This window comes from Chryseobacterium sp. Leaf394, assembly GCF_001424105.1.
GTDB lineage: Bacteria > Bacteroidota > Bacteroidia > Flavobacteriales > Weeksellaceae > Chryseobacterium.
The window spans coordinates 206,719-222,267 of record NZ_LMQH01000014.1; the positions used below are offsets into that span (position 1 = coordinate 206,719).

Below are 15,549 nucleotides of genomic sequence, written 5' to 3' on the forward strand. Positions count from 1 at the left end.
TTACAAGTGCAATTTGATATCGCCCCTGCAGGGCTTTTTGGGAATTGATAGATACGAAAAACACAGGGCTTTACCCTGTGCTATTGATTCCGCTCCTTTGAAGCTAATGATATACAATGTATTTCTACAAAGATTTTTGATACGCTTCCCAGCCTTCGTTTTTATAGGTAAGAGCAGCTTCTTCAGGATTTTCAGATTTGTAAATTCCTCTTCCTACGATGATGAAATCGGTGTGAAGGGTTTTGAATACGTGCTCCGGCGTGTTGTACTGCTGTCCTTTTCCGTCCCCTGAGTCTGCTAAATTCACTCCGGGAGTGAAAAGCAACATTTCGTCCGGCAACTGATTTTGAGAAACACCACCAATCACGTTGGGATGTGAAGCTGCCACTTTTAGAGCTTCTTCACGGTATGCGCTTGTTGTTAAAGTTCCTTTGGAAGACATTCCAACGATGGCGACAACACCTACATTTTTAAAACAGTCCAGAGATTCATAACCTCCGATAACCTGAGAAGTTACAAAATCTGCCCAGTCAGTAATTTTGAAGACACCGCTTGTAAACTGAAGTTCCTGCGTGTTTCCGATGTCTGCAAATTTGCGGTCTTCCATTAGGAGAAAACGGTGTTTTTGAGCCAAAGCTTTTAATGGAACAATGGTTTTTTCGTAATCGAAATCTGAAATAATGTCGATGTGTGTTTTCAAAGCAATAATGTGTGGGCCCACTTTTTCTGCAAGTGCTAAAAGTTCGTCAGTGGTCATTACATCAGCAGAGGCGATAAGATTTGATTCTTTAGCCAAAGCTGTTTCCAGTAATTTTTTGGATACAGAATGCTGTGCATTCTCAAATTTTTCCTGATAGGAAAGTCGTTTTTTTTCATCAAACTGAATATGATTTCCTTTTAAAAAATCCTGAATTCTTTTCACTTCATCATCAGAAAGTTCGCCTTCTTCCTGAAGAATAGTACAAACTTCTGAAATATTGAAAAGCGTGTGAACTTTAAATCCTTTGCTTTCCAAAAGTTGTTTTCCACCTTGCTCGCGGTCCAGAACAACAACAATGTCAGCTACTTTCAGGTCTTCATTTTCTACTTCTGCAATGGTTTCGATCAAAGATTTTCCGGATGTGATCACATCTTCCACCAAAAGACAGTTTTGACCTTTCTGGTAAATACCTTCGATCAGTTTTTTGGTTCCGTAATTTTTCGCCTCTTTTCTTTTAATAATTAATGGAATATAACTTTCAAGAGACATCGCCGTCGCCATCGGAAGTGCAGCGTAAGGAACACCACAAATCAGATCAAAATTATCCAGCGGAAGCATTTCCAAAAGATAATTGGCGAGGTTTTTAAGGATTTTCGGGTCTGAAGCCAAAGGTCTTAAATCTACATAAAACGGACTTTCAATCCCGCTTTTTAATGTAAATCTTCCGAATTTGATGATTCCCAGCTTATAGCATTCTAAAAAGAATTCTTTCTTACTTTCCATTAATTTTCTATTAGATTCTGCAAATTTAAGAATTTGAATTTTAAATGACGACCCGCTAAGGAGTTTCGCGAGGATTTATTTTAAAATTAAAAAGTCATTTCCTTTTTTAGAGAAAATGACTTTCCTGAGGTATTATTTTACGATCTCAGCGTCGATAATTGTGGTTTCGCCAAGTCTTCTTTCGGCTTCCCAGATCAGAAATTTATCTACTTCACGTATCAGTTTAGGAATGGCAAGCGACAGAATCGCCAGATCATCCATCACACCCACTACGGGAAAGATAAAATCAGGAATTAAATCTATGGGAGAAATCACGTAGAGTAAACCAAGCATCGGCAAGATTACGTCAATTGATCTCATCGGATACATTCCCTTTCTCCAGAATTTTACCATACGGAAAATGTCCGGAATCTTTTTGATAAAGCCTTTGTGGCGAATTGCTTCTTTAGCAAGATGAAGTTTAGAATATTTCATTTTGTGTTTGTTTTTATTTCAACACTTTTATAATTCACAAATTCTGTACCAGCAAATAATAAAAAGTGTTAAGATATAATTCGGAGTCTAAAATACACATTATTAGATATTAAAAAACTTTTTTCAACGGAAAATTATCAAATCTATTTAACAATATTGTCGATGAACTGATGTACTGTTTCGGCATCCCAATCTGTAGCAGCATCTTCCTTGATAATAATTCTTCCCGTTTTGTCCAGCAAAAATGTTGTAGGGAACGCTTTTGGAAGCAGTTTTTCGGAAATCGGGCTTTGCGCAATATAAACAGGAACGGTATAGTTGTTTTCTTTTAAAAATTTTCTGACCGCATCTTCCTGATCATTCATGGCAATCAACACAAAATCCACATGGCCTTTTCTGCCGTCATACAGTTTCTGAATAGATGGCCATTCTTTACGGCACGGTGGGCACCAGGTTCCCCAAAAATTCAGAAACATCGGTCTGTCTTTGAAGTTTTTAAGATTGGTACTTGCCACATTAATTCCTTTCAGTTCCACATCATAATCTTCGGGAGCGATGTGTACAGCTTTTTCAATCGCAGCCACCGGAAAAAACGCGTCTTTCAGTTTTAGCTGAAGGCCGGGAATAAAAAAGATACAACCCAGAACTACCAGAATGACGATATAGATAATATTTTTTTTCATATTTATTTTTCTCTAAATTACAGTAATTCAAGGATTTCTGCAACAGCATCTTTACCTCTGTTTTTTGCGTAATAAAGCTGCAGGTCATTATAAAAAGTTTCTCTCGGATATGCTTCAGGATCAGCTTTAAATTTAAGCAGGAGTTCATGTCCGAATTTCGGGCGCGGGCCCCAAGAATTTTTTACATTAAAGTCTTCATTTAAAATTAAAACTTTCGGAATAGATTCTGTGCCGTTGGTCAGAAATTGATTGATCAGGCTTTTATCACTGTCTCTCAGGAAGATTTTTACCTCATTTTTTCCGTCAAAAAACTTGACCAAAGCCGGAACTGTTGCGCTCGCATCGCCACACCACGCTTCAGAGATAATCAAAATTTTTCCTTTAAAATTTTTGTCTTCTAAGGTGTGAAGCTGATCTCCATCCGGCGTATATTTTTTCCAGGTTCTGTCGATGCGCTGCAATCCGAGTTCGTAGTACTGTTTGTATTCTTTTTCCTGTTGGTTTGCAGGATTGTCAAGTCTTTGCTTTGCGATTTGCACATATTCTTCGAAAGAAATGGCGTTGTCCCAGTAATTTTTCATTACTATTTATATTAAAAATTGTTGATGTTTCTTGTTTTGTTAATCAGATAAAGGTCGGCAAGCACGAAAGCTGCAAGAGCTTCCACCACGGGAACTGCTCTAGGCAGAACGCATGCGTCATGTCTTCCGCGCCCTTTAACTATTGTTTTTTCGCCGTTTTTGTTGACACTTTCCTGAGGCTGCAGGATTGTAGCAACGGGTTTAAAGGCGACTCTGAAATAAATATCCATTCCATTTGAAATCCCGCCCTGAATTCCACCTGAAAGATTTGATTTCGTTGAAAAATCTTCGTTAAAAAGATCGTTATGTTCTTTACCGGTCATTTTTGCACCACAAAAACCGCTTCCGTATTCAAAACCCTTGCAGGCATTGATGTTGAGCATGGCTTTTGCCAGTTCGGCCTGAAGTTTTGAAAACACGGGCTCGCCAATTCCTGCCGGAACATTTTTGATAACGCAGGTAATTGTTCCGCCAATGGTGTTGCCTTCTTTCTTGATTTCTTTAATTTTTGAAATCATTTTTTCGGCAGTTTCGGGATCCGGACAGCGGACTTCATTGCTTTCAGTTTTTGAAAAGTCCAAAGCCTGATACGGTTTTTCACAGAAAATTTCTCCTACTGAAGAAACGTAGGCATTAATTTCAAACTCAGGCAGCAGCTGTTTTGCCAAAGCTCCGGCAACCACCCAATTGATAGTCTCCCTCGCGGAAGATTTTCCTCCGCCTCTGTAATCTCTGATTCCAAATTTTTGATCGTACGTAAAATCAGCATGACTCGGACGATAGGCTGTTGCCAAATGATCGTAATCTTTTGATTTTTGATTTTCGTTTTCAATGGTAAAGCCGATGGGTGTTCCTGTCGTTTTTCCTTCAAAAATTCCTGATAAAAATTTTACGGTATCGCTTTCTTTTCTTTGAGTTACAATTGCAGACTGACCTGGCTTTCTGCGATCCAGTTCGGCCTGAATTTTTTCTAAACTGATCTCTACACCTGCCGGAAAATTATTAATAATTCCGCCGTAGGCTGCACCGTGACTTTCTCCAAAGGAAGTAAGGTTGAGAAGATTTCCTAAGCTGTTAAACATAATACAAAATTACCGAAATTAATTCAGATGAGAAAAGGCGGATCAAGGTTGCTGATAGTTGTTTTTAATGACTTTTATAGCGTTGTCCAATTCTGTTTTTTCTTTTTGATCCAGTTTTTTCCAGATAAATCCGCTTCTCGTATTGTCAGGATTTTTCCATTGAGGAAATATTCTAAGTCTTTGATAGTCAAACACAAATCCTTCTGAGATGGCCGGTACAGGCGTTTCGTAATTAAAAGGATATTTTTTTGAAACATGATAATTTAAATTTCCCACTTTAAAACTGTCATATTCATTGTGAAAGTATTCTGCCGGTTTGTATAGTTGCGATATTTTAAATTGTGCCATTGTATTTCCCAATCTGAAACTGGGGATGAGGTACATTAAGATTTGAGGATAAGTCAAAAAGCTTAATGTGGCTAAACTTCCGGCGGAGAATATGATCAATGCGAACCTTTTAATATTTACACTGTAAAAACATGCAATGAATATCACCGGAAACACTTCAAGGAAAAAACGGTACTGAGCGGAAAATGACAGAATTAAAGCCGATTTTAATAGTAATGAACCCAATAAAATAAAATGTTTTTTTTCTTTTTCAATGAAAGCAAAAACTCCGTACAAAATAAGGGAAATGATCAATCCGACGTTAAAGACTGATTTAATTCCGGAAATAAAAAGCCAGTTGGTGATTTTTTCTTTAGGACTGAAGTTTTTTATCTGTTCTGAAGAATATTGAGCGTCATAGGTTTTCAGAACAGCGTATTCCGAACTCTGTCTCATCATTTCATGATTAGGTTTCCATGGAAAATTTAAATCGAAAATGGTAAGCGGAAAAAAGGGATAGCCAAAAGTCCAGATGTTTTTGATGATGAAAAAACTGAAGATAAACGCGCCTGAAAGTAATATTTTCAAAGACATTTCTTTCCTTACAATCAAATTTAAAATGACAAAAACCGGAAGCCAGATCATGGTAGGTTTTATGGTGAAAATAAAAATACTGAAAGCTAAAAACCCTGAATTAATCTTGGGTTTGGCAAAGATTTCATAAACCACAATAAGTGAAAAAATGTACGCAGGCAGATCTGGGCTTGGTGATTGGAGGAAAAATAAAAATACTGGAAAAAATGCCAGATGAATCCAGTTTTTATTTTCGAAAATGTAGATAAGATAAGTGACTGTAACCAATAAATTAATTCTCAAAAAAGGATCGGAAATATGTGAAAATCCCGCCTGGAAAATATGCCAAACCGACATTTGCCCCAGCGTAAGATCTAAATTTGATATTCCTTTAATCAAACCAAACTCAGAGAGCCACCTGATCGTAGGAATGTAATAACCGAAATGATCTAAAATGAAAGGGTAGAAGCTGGCGCAGGCAACACACATGATTGCTGATCCATAAAAAGCCCAACCTGCATTTTTAAAAAAAGTAGATAGTTTCTGATAAAATTTTTCTTTAAAAAAATATAACAGTCCGATACACAAAATGATTGCTTCAACATAAATATTGATGCCGAAAAAAAATGCACCTACAGTTAAAATCAAACTTAAAAACAGTATTCCCGATAAAATTCGCCCTGAAATACCTTCTGTTAAATTGAAGCGAAAAGATTTCTCGGCAATCAAACCCCATCCAATCAGCGTAGGTAGAAGAAGAATTAGGGATAAAATTAGTAAAAGCATAAAAAAAGATTGCTTAAAAATAAGCAATCTTTAGTTAAAAAAATATATAAAAGTGTTTGGTAAGTATTATTATCTTGGCTGTACACGACCGTCTTTTCTGTCTCCGGATCTACCAATGGTATAACCTGTTGCACCACCGACTACACCGCCGATTACAGCACCAAGACCTCTGTTTTTCTTACTGATGATGGCACCTGCTGCAGCTCCACCTACGGTACCAATAATTGTACCTTTTGCCGCTTTACTCATTCCTTTTTTCTGAGTTGTACCCTGTGAAGAAGTACCGGAACCATTGCTGGCTACTGCTCCTGAAGAAGATCCTGAGGATGGACTGTTTCTGTAAATTGTACGTGTTTCTCTGATTACCTGAGGTTTTGCAGCCGCCGCAGCAGCTACTGCTGCTTCCTGTTTTTCAATTTCTGCAAGACTGTCGGTTCTTTTTTGAGCCTCATAAGCCATTCTTTCTTTTTCAATAGCTAGCTTCTGCTTTTCTATATCCAACTGTCTGGCCTGGAACTCAAGTTTTTGCTGTTCAAGAGTTTGCTCGGCAATTTTATCATCTTTTTTACAGGCTGTGAACAAGAAAACTGATAACAAACCTGAAATTATAATCTTTTTCATAACGCAAATTTTATATTCAAAATCATTTGAATGTTTATACCAGCATAATTTCAATTATGAAGCCAAACGAAAGTTAAAAAATGTTAAAGTAGAATGTGGTATCATAATTACGTGTCTGTCAGGGACATTTAGACAAAAATTATTGATCTGAAATATTTTTAGAGTGTATTATCCTGAAAATATATTAGCTTTTATTTTTCATAGTTTTTGCCACACGATACCAATCAATTCCATCAATTACAAAAAGTAACTAATGAATTTTATTAGTTTTAAATTTGCTGTACAAATAAATTTTAATGAAACATTTTGATATATCAGTGCTTGATTTAGCTCCGGTAAAACAGGGGAAAACTATTCACGATACTTTTCAGGACAGTCTTTCCTTGGCCAACTTTGCTGAAAATTTAGATTATAAAAGATTCTGGCTTGCCGAACATCACAATATGGAAAGCATCGCGAGTTCTGCAACTTCAGTTCTTATCGGTTTTATCGCCAACCGAACTGAAAAAATAAGAGTTGGATCAGGAGGAATTATGCTTCCCAATCACAGTTCGCTCGTCATTGCCGAACAGTTCGGAACACTGGAATCACTTTTTCCGGGAAGAATTGATCTCGGTGTGGGAAGAGCTCCGGGAACCGATGGACTAACGGCTCAGGCTTTAGGAAGAAATCCTGCGATCATCAATGAACAGTTTCCGCGACAGATTTTAGAATTACAAAAATATTTTTCAACGGAAAATTCAAATGCTTTGGTGCGTGCGATTCCCGGAGAAGGTTTGGATATTCCGATGTATATTCTCGGTTCAAGTACAGACAGCGCCTGGCTAGCTGCAGAACTCGGACTTCCGTATGCTTTTGCAGGACATTTTGCTCCCGAACAGATGGATATGGCTTTTAAAATTTACAGAGAACATTTCGAGCCTTCGAAATATTTGGATAAACCTTTTGTTTTGGCTTGTGTAAACGGTGTTGCCGCTGAAACTTCTGAGGAAGCATATTTCCTTTCCACGACTTTATTTCAGGCGTTTATTAATATCATCCGGAACGACAGAAAGCCTTTTCCAGCACCGGTTGAAGATATGGATGCCATCTGGTCAGCCATGGAAAAATCGATGGTTTTGCAGAAATTGAAATTCAGTTTTATTGGAAACCAGGATGAAATTGCTGAGCAGATCAAAAACTTTCAGGAAAAATATCAGGTGGATGAGCTGATGATTAATTCTCATATTTATGATCATCAAAAAAGATTGAAATCTTATGAAATTATTAGAAAGGCTACAGACTCTTTGTTGGGTTAACACATAAGTCACAGAGATTTTCTCAGGTTTGAAAATATTTTAGAGCACATTAGAGAAAAAATCAAAGATTTTTTTGGCAGGAGTAATTAAATTCGGTTTGTGAGATTACAGAATTAAAATAATTTTTCCTTAATATTGAAGGCTAGCCTGTTACAATTGTCATTAATGAAAATCTTCGATTTTCAAATCTTATGTGTTCTAAAATGTTTTCAATATTTACAACTAAACTAATGTGACTAATGTGTCAAAGTCTTATTGTAAATTAAAGAAATTATAAACCACAGTTAATAATTGTTGATGCTTATTTTATTGAGTATCTTTGCGAAAATTCAAAGTAAAAATGTCAGATATTAAATTAAATACTATTCCAGAGGCGATTGAAGACCTTAAAAATGGTAAAATAATCATAGTGGTAGACGATGAAGACAGAGAGAATGAAGGTGATTTTCTTTGTGCTGCCGAGCTTACAACACCTGCGTTGATCAATTTTATGGCAGTTCACGGAAGAGGTTTAATCTGTATGCCGCTTCCTGAAAAAAGATGTGATGAGCTTGGTCTTGACGTGATGGTTAGCCGAAGCAGCGATCCTAAAGAAACAGCTTTTACCGTTTCTGTAGACCTTTTAGGTGATGGAACTTCTACAGGAATTTCTGCAGGAGACAGAGCCAAAACGATTTTAGCTCTGATGGATGAAAAATCCAAACCTACAGATTTCATGCGTCCGGGCCACATTTTTCCGTTACGTGCAAGAAAAGGTGGTGTCCTGAAAAGAGCCGGTCACACTGAAGCTGCAATCGACTTAACTTGTCTGGCAGGTCTGAAAGAAGGTGGCGTAATCTGTGAAATCATGAACGAAGACGGTTCTATGTCGCGTTTGCCGGATCTTCAGGTTTTTGCTCAGAAACATGATATGAAAATCGTTTCCATCGAAGATCTGATTCATTATCAGCTTAAAAAAGGAAATTTAATTGAGAGAATTGAGGAAAGAGAAGTAAAAACTGCCTACGGTGATTTTCATTTCTGCGCTTTCAGAGAAACATCCAATGATCAGATTCACTTTGCTTTAACAAAAGGAACTTGGACAGTTGATGAGCCTGTTTTGGTGAGAGTTCAGTCTTCAGATTCTTACTTTGATGTTCTGACCAGACTGAATAACGGTGAAAAACCACAGTTGGAAAAAGTTACTAGAATGATTAACGAAGCTGGAAAAGGAGCGATTATTTTTATTAACAATGTATCTAATTCTGAGAATACTTTAAGAAAATTACAGCAGTTTTTAAATTATCAGGACGGACAGCAAAAACATCCGACGGCTGCATTCAATTACAGAGATTACGGAATCGGAACTCAGATCTTAAAGAATTTAGGAATCAATAAATTTAGAGTAATTACTCAAAATCCTGATGTAAAACCTCAGGTTGGTGGTTACGATGTTGAGGTGACGGAGATGGTTCAGCTTTAAAAATGAAGTGTCAATGGTCAATTTTGCTTCGCAAGTGAATTTTTCTAAATGATTAAATTGACAGCGTAGCTAATTCACATTTGACAATTGACTTCGAAGAAATAAAAATGGCTTGATCAACTCAAGCCATTTTTATTTCTTCGAAATTTCTGAATCCGTTCAGAAAATCTTTGACATTCATTCTTTTCTTTCCTTCCAGCTGAAGTTCCAGAGGATAATAAATTCCATCCTGAGTATAGATTTTAAATTGATTTTTAGAAATTTCTAAGCTTTCGACAGGTTTTCCGTGATCTGAAACCTCAAATTTTCCATTATAAATTTTTAGTCCTTTTTCTTCTTCACCGATTTTTATTGTGGTAAAAGCTGCAGGATATGGTGACATCCCCAATACAAACTGATGAACTTCTTTCGAAGTTTTTGTCCAGTTGATTTTCGTGTCCTCTTTGAAAATTTTGTAAGCATTTTTCGGATGTTTAACTTCGGGTTGAGACTTTTCAATAATTGAGTTTTCTGCCAATCCGTTCAAAGTTTTTACAACTAATTTTGAGCCCATTTCCATCAATCTGTCGTGAAGATGACCGGCATTTTCGTTTTCTAAGACCGGAATTTCTTTCTGTAAAAGAATATTTCCTTCGTCAATTTTTTCGTTGATAAAAAATGTTGTGGCACCCGTTTTTTCTTCTCCGTTAATGACTGCGTAATTGATTGGAGCAGCTCCTCTGTAATCGGGAAGTAGGGAAGCGTGAAGGTTGAAAGTTCCCATCTTAGGCATTTCAAACAATACTTTAGGCATCATTCTGAAAGCAACGACTACGAAAACATCAGCATTTAATTTTTTTAATTCCTCTAAAAATTCTGGATTTCTTAATTTTTCAGGTTGAAAAACGGGAATATTATTTTCTGCAGCGAAAATTTTTACGGGAGACTGATTGATTTTCTGTCCGCGTCCGCTGGCTTTATCCGCAACCGTTACAACACCTACAACTTCGTGATGAGACTGATGAATAGCTTCCAGCGAAGTCTTTGCAAACTCTGGTGTGCCTAAAAAAACGACTTTCAATGATTTCATGGTGCAAAGATAAACTCTAGAATGATTATTCAGAAATTCAAGTCAGTGATTTTTGTTTTGAGTTGAGGCCTTGCTTAAAAATTACCAATTACACACTACTTATTACTCATCATTTAAGTCAAAGCATACGTTCTGAAGTTCAGCATCTTCACTTTTCCGGAATCCAGTAGAAATATTAAATTTTCCAGAATATTTTCTTTGGTCTGAAACTGTAACTGAACCGAAATTTCTTCAATCGTCGCAGATTTTTTACTTAAAACCCTTAAGATTTCTGATGAAACATTTTTTCCAAAAATAGATTGTCTGTTTTTCTCACAAACCGTACATTGTCCGCAGTTTTTAGTGTTTTTTTCGCCAAAGTAAGAGAGAATCAGTTTCATTTTACAATATTGATTATCCTCAATAAAGAATTTCATTTCCTCCCATTTCTGGATTTTATTTTTCTGAATATGCTCAAAAAGTTTCCAATAAGTTCCGGCGTTTGACCTTTCATCACGAGGTTTCAAAAATTTTACCGAAGCTAATGCACCGTCGATGTATTCCAGATAATTTTTCTGCTGAAGTTCTTTCAACCTTTCTTTGATCAGGTGGATGCTTACACCAATTTTATCGCTCACTTTCTGTTCACTGAACATCACTTTGTGCGTTGTAATCCCAGAGATGCTTCTGAGCATTAACTCAATAAAATAAGCATCTTTAGCCGGAAGCTGATCAATTTCATCAGGTTTAATCATCAACTCAAGAGATGACAGACTTTTATTGCTGTTATGGTAAATAATTTCCTGAGTATGAAGAAAATTCAGAACATTTTTAATTTTTGCATTTGAAAGTTTAGTGAAATTCTGAATTCCGGCGATATTTAACTGAAAAACTTTTTCCGGAAGTTCAAATTCAGCTACCTGAAATTTTGAGTATAAAAAACTTATAATTTTTAAAAACTCTGCTTTATTGGGAATTTGATTTCTTAAAATCTGATCAAAATTTGAAATTTCCTGCTGGTTCCAAAGCATGAAAGCATAACTTTTTTTACCGTCTCTTCCCGCACGGCCAATTTCCTGATAATAATTTTCAATCGATTGAGAAGGGGAGAAGTGAATAACGAAACGTACATTATCTTTGTCAATCCCCATCCCGAAAGCGTTGGTGGAAATTAAGACATTTTGATCACTATTGTTCCAAAAATTCTGTCTTTCATTCTTTTCTTTTGTTGTCAGTCCGGCATGAAAATAATCTACATTCTGAATTTTATTTCTGTGAAGGTATTCAGCAAGAAGTTCTGCATCTTTTCGGGTCCGCACATAGATAATTCCTGATTCTTTAGCGTATTTAAGTATATTGAAAACCTTTGAATATTTATCTGAAATTTCTTCAGAAAAAATTTTAATATTATCTCTTCTGAAACTTTTCTGAAATAGCTCAGGATTTTTAAGTTCCAGCTTAGATTTTATTTCATCTAAAACTTTCGGAGTTGCCGTAGCTGTTAAAGCGAGACATGTAATTTCAGGATTACTTCTTCTGAAATCTTTTATATTCTGATAACTTGGTCTGAAATCCTGTCCCCATTCTGAAATGCAGTGCGCCTCATCGACTGCGATAAACGACAGCTGAATCTCTTCCATTTGCTGAATAAAAAGATTATTCGTCAGTCTTTCAGGGGAAACGTATAATAATTTTGTTAAACCGTCCTTGCATCTGTTGTAAATAACTTCCGCGTCGAATTCATCCAGTTCAGAACTTAAATATTCCGCCTCAATCCCTCTGAATTTTAATTGATTGACCTGATCTTTCATCAATGCCAACAAAGGAGAAATTACAAGACAAGTTCCTTCATTCAATAGAGCCGGAAGCTGGTAACACAATGATTTTCCGGCACCTGTGGGAAGCAGAACCAAAGTGTCTTTTCTGTTCATTACAGAATCAATGATCTGTTCCTGAGTATCTCTAAATTGATCATGTCCCCAAAAATGTTTAAGGGTTTTATTCTTTAAATCATTATAATCTTGTGCGGAAATCATAAAGTAAATGTAAGGAAAGTATTGAAACAAAAAAAGTCACGCATGGCGTGACTTTTAATTTTATAATAAGAAATTTTATTATTTAGCTTCAAAGTAAACTCTTCTGTTTGCTCTGTTTTTCCACTCAGGGCATTTTTCAGCTGGTTCACATTCAGGGTATTTAAGATCTTTCTCTCCTCTACCAACAGAGTTAAGCTTAGAAGCATCAACACCGTTTTTAATCAGATAGTTCTTCACACTGTTTGCTCTTCTTTCAGAAAGTTTCTGGTTGTAAGCGTCAGAAGCTCTTGTATCAGTAGCTCCGATTACTGTATAAGTACCTGTAGAAGAATTGATATAGCTTACAGCATTGTTAAGAATCGGAGTGTTTGAAGGTAAGATTCTGTCTGAATTTAAGTCAAACTCAATTCCTTCCAATGTTGTATCAGTTGCAGTTACAGTACCCGAGTCAGCAGGTGTTGTAGGGCAACCGTTGTTTTCTACAGGACCAGGAACAGTTACACACTGATCGTAAAGATCAATAACACCATCAAGGTCTGCATCCAAAGCAACTCCGGCACCGTCAACTCTTGCACCAGCAGGAGTATTCAGTTCTCTATCCCAGTCGTCACAAACACCGTCATTATCTAAGTCACCTTTTTTGCAAACTTCAACTTCCTGGTTTTTCTCAGCCAATACGTCAAGTTTCCAATAAATTTCCTGCAATGGGTCATGCCACATTAAGTGAGATTCGTGTTTTCCTAATTTCAAAGAAAGACCAACAGTAGCGTTGATGAAGTTGTCAGAAATCTGATCTTCTCTTTTGTTGATATAACTGTATTGTTCACCACCACCATCGAATTCATCATCACCTGTGTAAACATACATCAATCTACCTTCAATATCTAATCTTCTGTTAATTTTGTATTTAAGACCAGCACCAGCCTGTCCGAAGAAAGACTGACCTTTGAATAACTCAAGATCCGTCATTAATCTTTGCCCTCTCTCATCTTTCTGATAAGCTCTATAGCCCATCACACCTACGCCAGCGTAACCATGTAATGCCCATCTGTAAGGGGATTTGTTGTCAACTCTTCTTAAAAGATTTGAAAAATTGATGTCTCCTAAAATAGAGATTGCATCATATTGAGTTCTTGCACCTACTCTTTGATAAAGAGAAGCATCAGAAGGAGCTGCATCTTTTGTATTGAACCAACCCTGTCTTGTTTCTCCTCTGTCGTACTGCAATTTAAGTCCGAAAGCATGGGTAATTGCCTTATCAACACTCACATACATTGAGTATCCGAAAAGGTTCTTACCATTACCATTTTTTATTGAAGTAAGGTCTGCTGACTGTACCAAAGGAACTCCTACTCCGGCAGAAATTGCCCAGTCGTTAAATCTTTTAGATTCCTGAGTGAATTTTGAAACATTTGCAGATCCGGACGAAAATGTATTTGGATATTGCTGTTCAGTACTCACAGCTGTAGAGTCCTGCGCAAAGTTTAGTGTCGGGATCGCTAAAGCAAATGCAACAATTGCTAAACTTAATTTCATAGTGTATTTTTTATTTTGTTATTACTTGATTTGATCATTTCAGTTATTATTTTAATTAACTAAATGATATTCTTATTTAGGACAACCGTTGTTTTCCTGTGGTCCTGCTACGGTAACGCATTTATCATAAAGATCAATAACACCGTCAAGATCCAGATCCAAAGCTACACCAGCACCATCAACTCTTGCACCTGCAGGAGTATCAAGCTGTCTGTCCCAGTCATCACAAACACCATCGTTATCCATGTCTCCTTTTTCGCATACAACTAATTCTGTTGATGTGTTTTCAAGATCATACATGCGGCCATAAACTTCCTGTAAAGGATCGTGCCATGCAAGATGGGTATTGTGTTTTCCTAACTTAAATGAAAGTCCCAAAGTGAAGCTCATTGCTCCGTCTGAGTAGCTGTCATTAATAAGATTATAATTAATTCTGTCGCCGGTAGGTGTATCCAGTGATCTGCCTTCTCCACCACCGTCAAATTCTTCATCCATACTGTTGATATAGATTACTCTCGCTTCCAGATCAACAAGTTTTGAAACATTGTATTTCAATCCTACGGCAGCCTGCCAGAAGAATGAAGATAATTCAAATTTCTGATCGTTTTTAATTGGAATTCTCGGAGGATTGGTGCTCCATCTTGATGCGTCATTGTCAATTAGCTCAGTTTTGAAAGCCATCAAACCACCACCAAGGTATCCGTGAAGCGCCCATCTGTATGGAGATTTATTATCAACTCTTCTTAACAAATTAGAAAAATTGATATCCCCTAACAATGATATCTGCTTGTACTTAGTCCAGGCATTGGCAATTCCTGCAGCTGGATTTGTAGCCAGTTCTGCCTGTTGCTTTGTTTCACCCATTTGGTACTGCAAGTCGATACCGAATGTATGACTAATCTGTTTGTCAATACTCGCATAGGCATTCCATCCCCAATTAACTTTATCTCCGTAAAATGACCTTACATCTGAAAATGTCATAAATGCAGGTCCACCACCAACTGAAACAGACCAGTCGTTAAACTTACGGCTGGTGTTGGTAAATGGCTGTACATTAGCAGAGCCCGAAGAAAAAGTGTTAGGATATTCGTGTGAATGACTAATTGCAATACTGTCCTGTGCATAAGTAGCTATAGGAAGTGCAGCCAACAATAATAAACCTAATTTCATACAATATGTTTTATGTTCTGTTTAAAAATAAACTATCTAATAATAACCTGGAAAATTCTCTTTCGTGCAGATGTCTGTAGTGAGGGATCTCTAATCTGTTACAAAAGAAAATTAAATTATCATAACTTACAATATCAATATCTATCACCCTGTCTGAATAGTTTCGGGTCTTTCCCGAATCTATTGACCTTCCCATTCTTTTTTCGATTTCTTTCAAACTCTTAAGAAGCTGAATTGGTGATAAATCTGTTTCAATACTTAGTGCAATATTACAAAAATTATTGGAACTGACAAATTCCACGGGTTCAGAATACAAAAATTTACTTTTATGTAATATAACGATGTTTTTATCGGTAATACTTTCAAAAGCAGTTTCGAGATTTTTTTTT

General features: G+C 36.6%; 14 protein-coding genes. 2 read left to right on the plus strand and 12 right to left on the minus strand.

Annotated features, from left to right (window positions below; translation table 11 throughout):
• Window positions 1–124: 124 nt before the first annotated feature.
• From pyrF to ASG21_RS18800, 7 genes are all read right to left on the minus strand, one after another.
• Window positions 125–1,483 (minus strand): orotidine-5'-phosphate decarboxylase, encoded by a 1,359-nt coding sequence (gene pyrF / locus ASG21_RS18770; protein WP_056084440.1) that lies wholly within the window; start codon window positions 1,481–1,483, stop codon window positions 125–127.
• Window positions 1,484–1,615: 132 nt separating this feature from the next.
• Window positions 1,616–1,957: a DUF1232 domain-containing protein gene (locus tag ASG21_RS18775; protein WP_056084443.1), complete on the minus strand. Its 342-nt coding sequence runs from the start codon at window positions 1,955–1,957 to the stop codon at window positions 1,616–1,618.
• Window positions 1,958–2,100: 143 nt separating this feature from the next.
• Entirely contained in the window at window positions 2,101–2,640 is a 540-nt protein-coding gene (locus tag ASG21_RS18780; RefSeq protein WP_056084448.1) for a TlpA disulfide reductase family protein, read from the minus strand.
• Between the two features lie 17 nt (window positions 2,641–2,657).
• The gene (locus ASG21_RS18785; RefSeq protein WP_056084451.1) at window positions 2,658–3,221 is read right to left on the minus strand and encodes a thioredoxin family protein; all 564 of its coding nucleotides are present in this window, start codon (window positions 3,219–3,221) and stop codon (window positions 2,658–2,660) included.
• Between the two features lie 11 nt (window positions 3,222–3,232).
• Window positions 3,233–4,303: a chorismate synthase gene (aroC, locus tag ASG21_RS18790; RefSeq protein WP_056084454.1), complete on the minus strand. Its 1,071-nt coding sequence runs from the start codon at window positions 4,301–4,303 to the stop codon at window positions 3,233–3,235.
• A gap of 42 nt (window positions 4,304–4,345) precedes the next feature.
• On the minus strand, window positions 4,346–5,989 hold the full coding sequence (locus ASG21_RS18795) for a hypothetical protein (RefSeq protein WP_241773534.1): 1,644 nt from the start codon (window positions 5,987–5,989) through the stop codon (window positions 4,346–4,348).
• Window positions 5,990–6,058: 69 nt separating this feature from the next.
• Window positions 6,059–6,610, minus strand: coding sequence for a YMGG-like glycine zipper-containing protein (locus tag ASG21_RS18800; RefSeq protein WP_056084457.1), 552 nt, complete (start codon window positions 6,608–6,610; stop codon window positions 6,059–6,061).
• A 296-nt stretch (window positions 6,611–6,906) separates the two neighbouring features.
• Here ASG21_RS18800 and ASG21_RS18805 point away from each other — a divergent pair, with 296 nt between their 5' ends.
• Window positions 6,907–7,908: an LLM class flavin-dependent oxidoreductase gene (locus tag ASG21_RS18805; protein WP_056084460.1), complete on the plus strand. Its 1,002-nt coding sequence runs from the start codon at window positions 6,907–6,909 to the stop codon at window positions 7,906–7,908.
• A 340-nt stretch (window positions 7,909–8,248) separates the two neighbouring features.
• Window positions 8,249–9,370, plus strand: a complete 1,122-nt coding sequence (ribB, locus tag ASG21_RS18810; protein ID WP_056084463.1) for a 3,4-dihydroxy-2-butanone-4-phosphate synthase — start codon at window positions 8,249–8,251, stop codon at window positions 9,368–9,370.
• A 121-nt stretch (window positions 9,371–9,491) separates the two neighbouring features.
• Here the strand turns inward: ribB and fmt are convergent, their stop codons facing one another.
• The 5 genes from fmt to folK form a co-directional block, all read right to left on the minus strand.
• Window positions 9,492–10,439: a methionyl-tRNA formyltransferase gene (gene fmt / locus ASG21_RS18815; protein ID WP_056084466.1), complete on the minus strand. Its 948-nt coding sequence runs from the start codon at window positions 10,437–10,439 to the stop codon at window positions 9,492–9,494.
• A 113-nt stretch (window positions 10,440–10,552) separates the two neighbouring features.
• The gene (locus tag ASG21_RS18820; RefSeq protein WP_056084468.1) at window positions 10,553–12,454 is read right to left on the minus strand and encodes an ATP-dependent DNA helicase RecQ; all 1,902 of its coding nucleotides are present in this window, start codon (window positions 12,452–12,454) and stop codon (window positions 10,553–10,555) included.
• Between the two features lie 78 nt (window positions 12,455–12,532).
• A complete protein-coding gene (locus tag ASG21_RS18825) occupies window positions 12,533–13,990 on the minus strand; it encodes an OmpA family protein (RefSeq protein WP_056084471.1) in 1,458 nt (485 codons plus the stop codon).
• Window positions 13,991–14,062: 72 nt separating this feature from the next.
• Window positions 14,063–15,160, minus strand: coding sequence for an outer membrane beta-barrel protein (locus ASG21_RS18830; RefSeq protein WP_056084474.1), 1,098 nt, complete (start codon window positions 15,158–15,160; stop codon window positions 14,063–14,065).
• Between the two features lie 10 nt (window positions 15,161–15,170).
• The coding region (gene folK, locus ASG21_RS18835) for a 2-amino-4-hydroxy-6-hydroxymethyldihydropteridine diphosphokinase (protein WP_082482478.1) at window positions 15,171–15,549 on the minus strand (379 nt) is incomplete at its 5' end.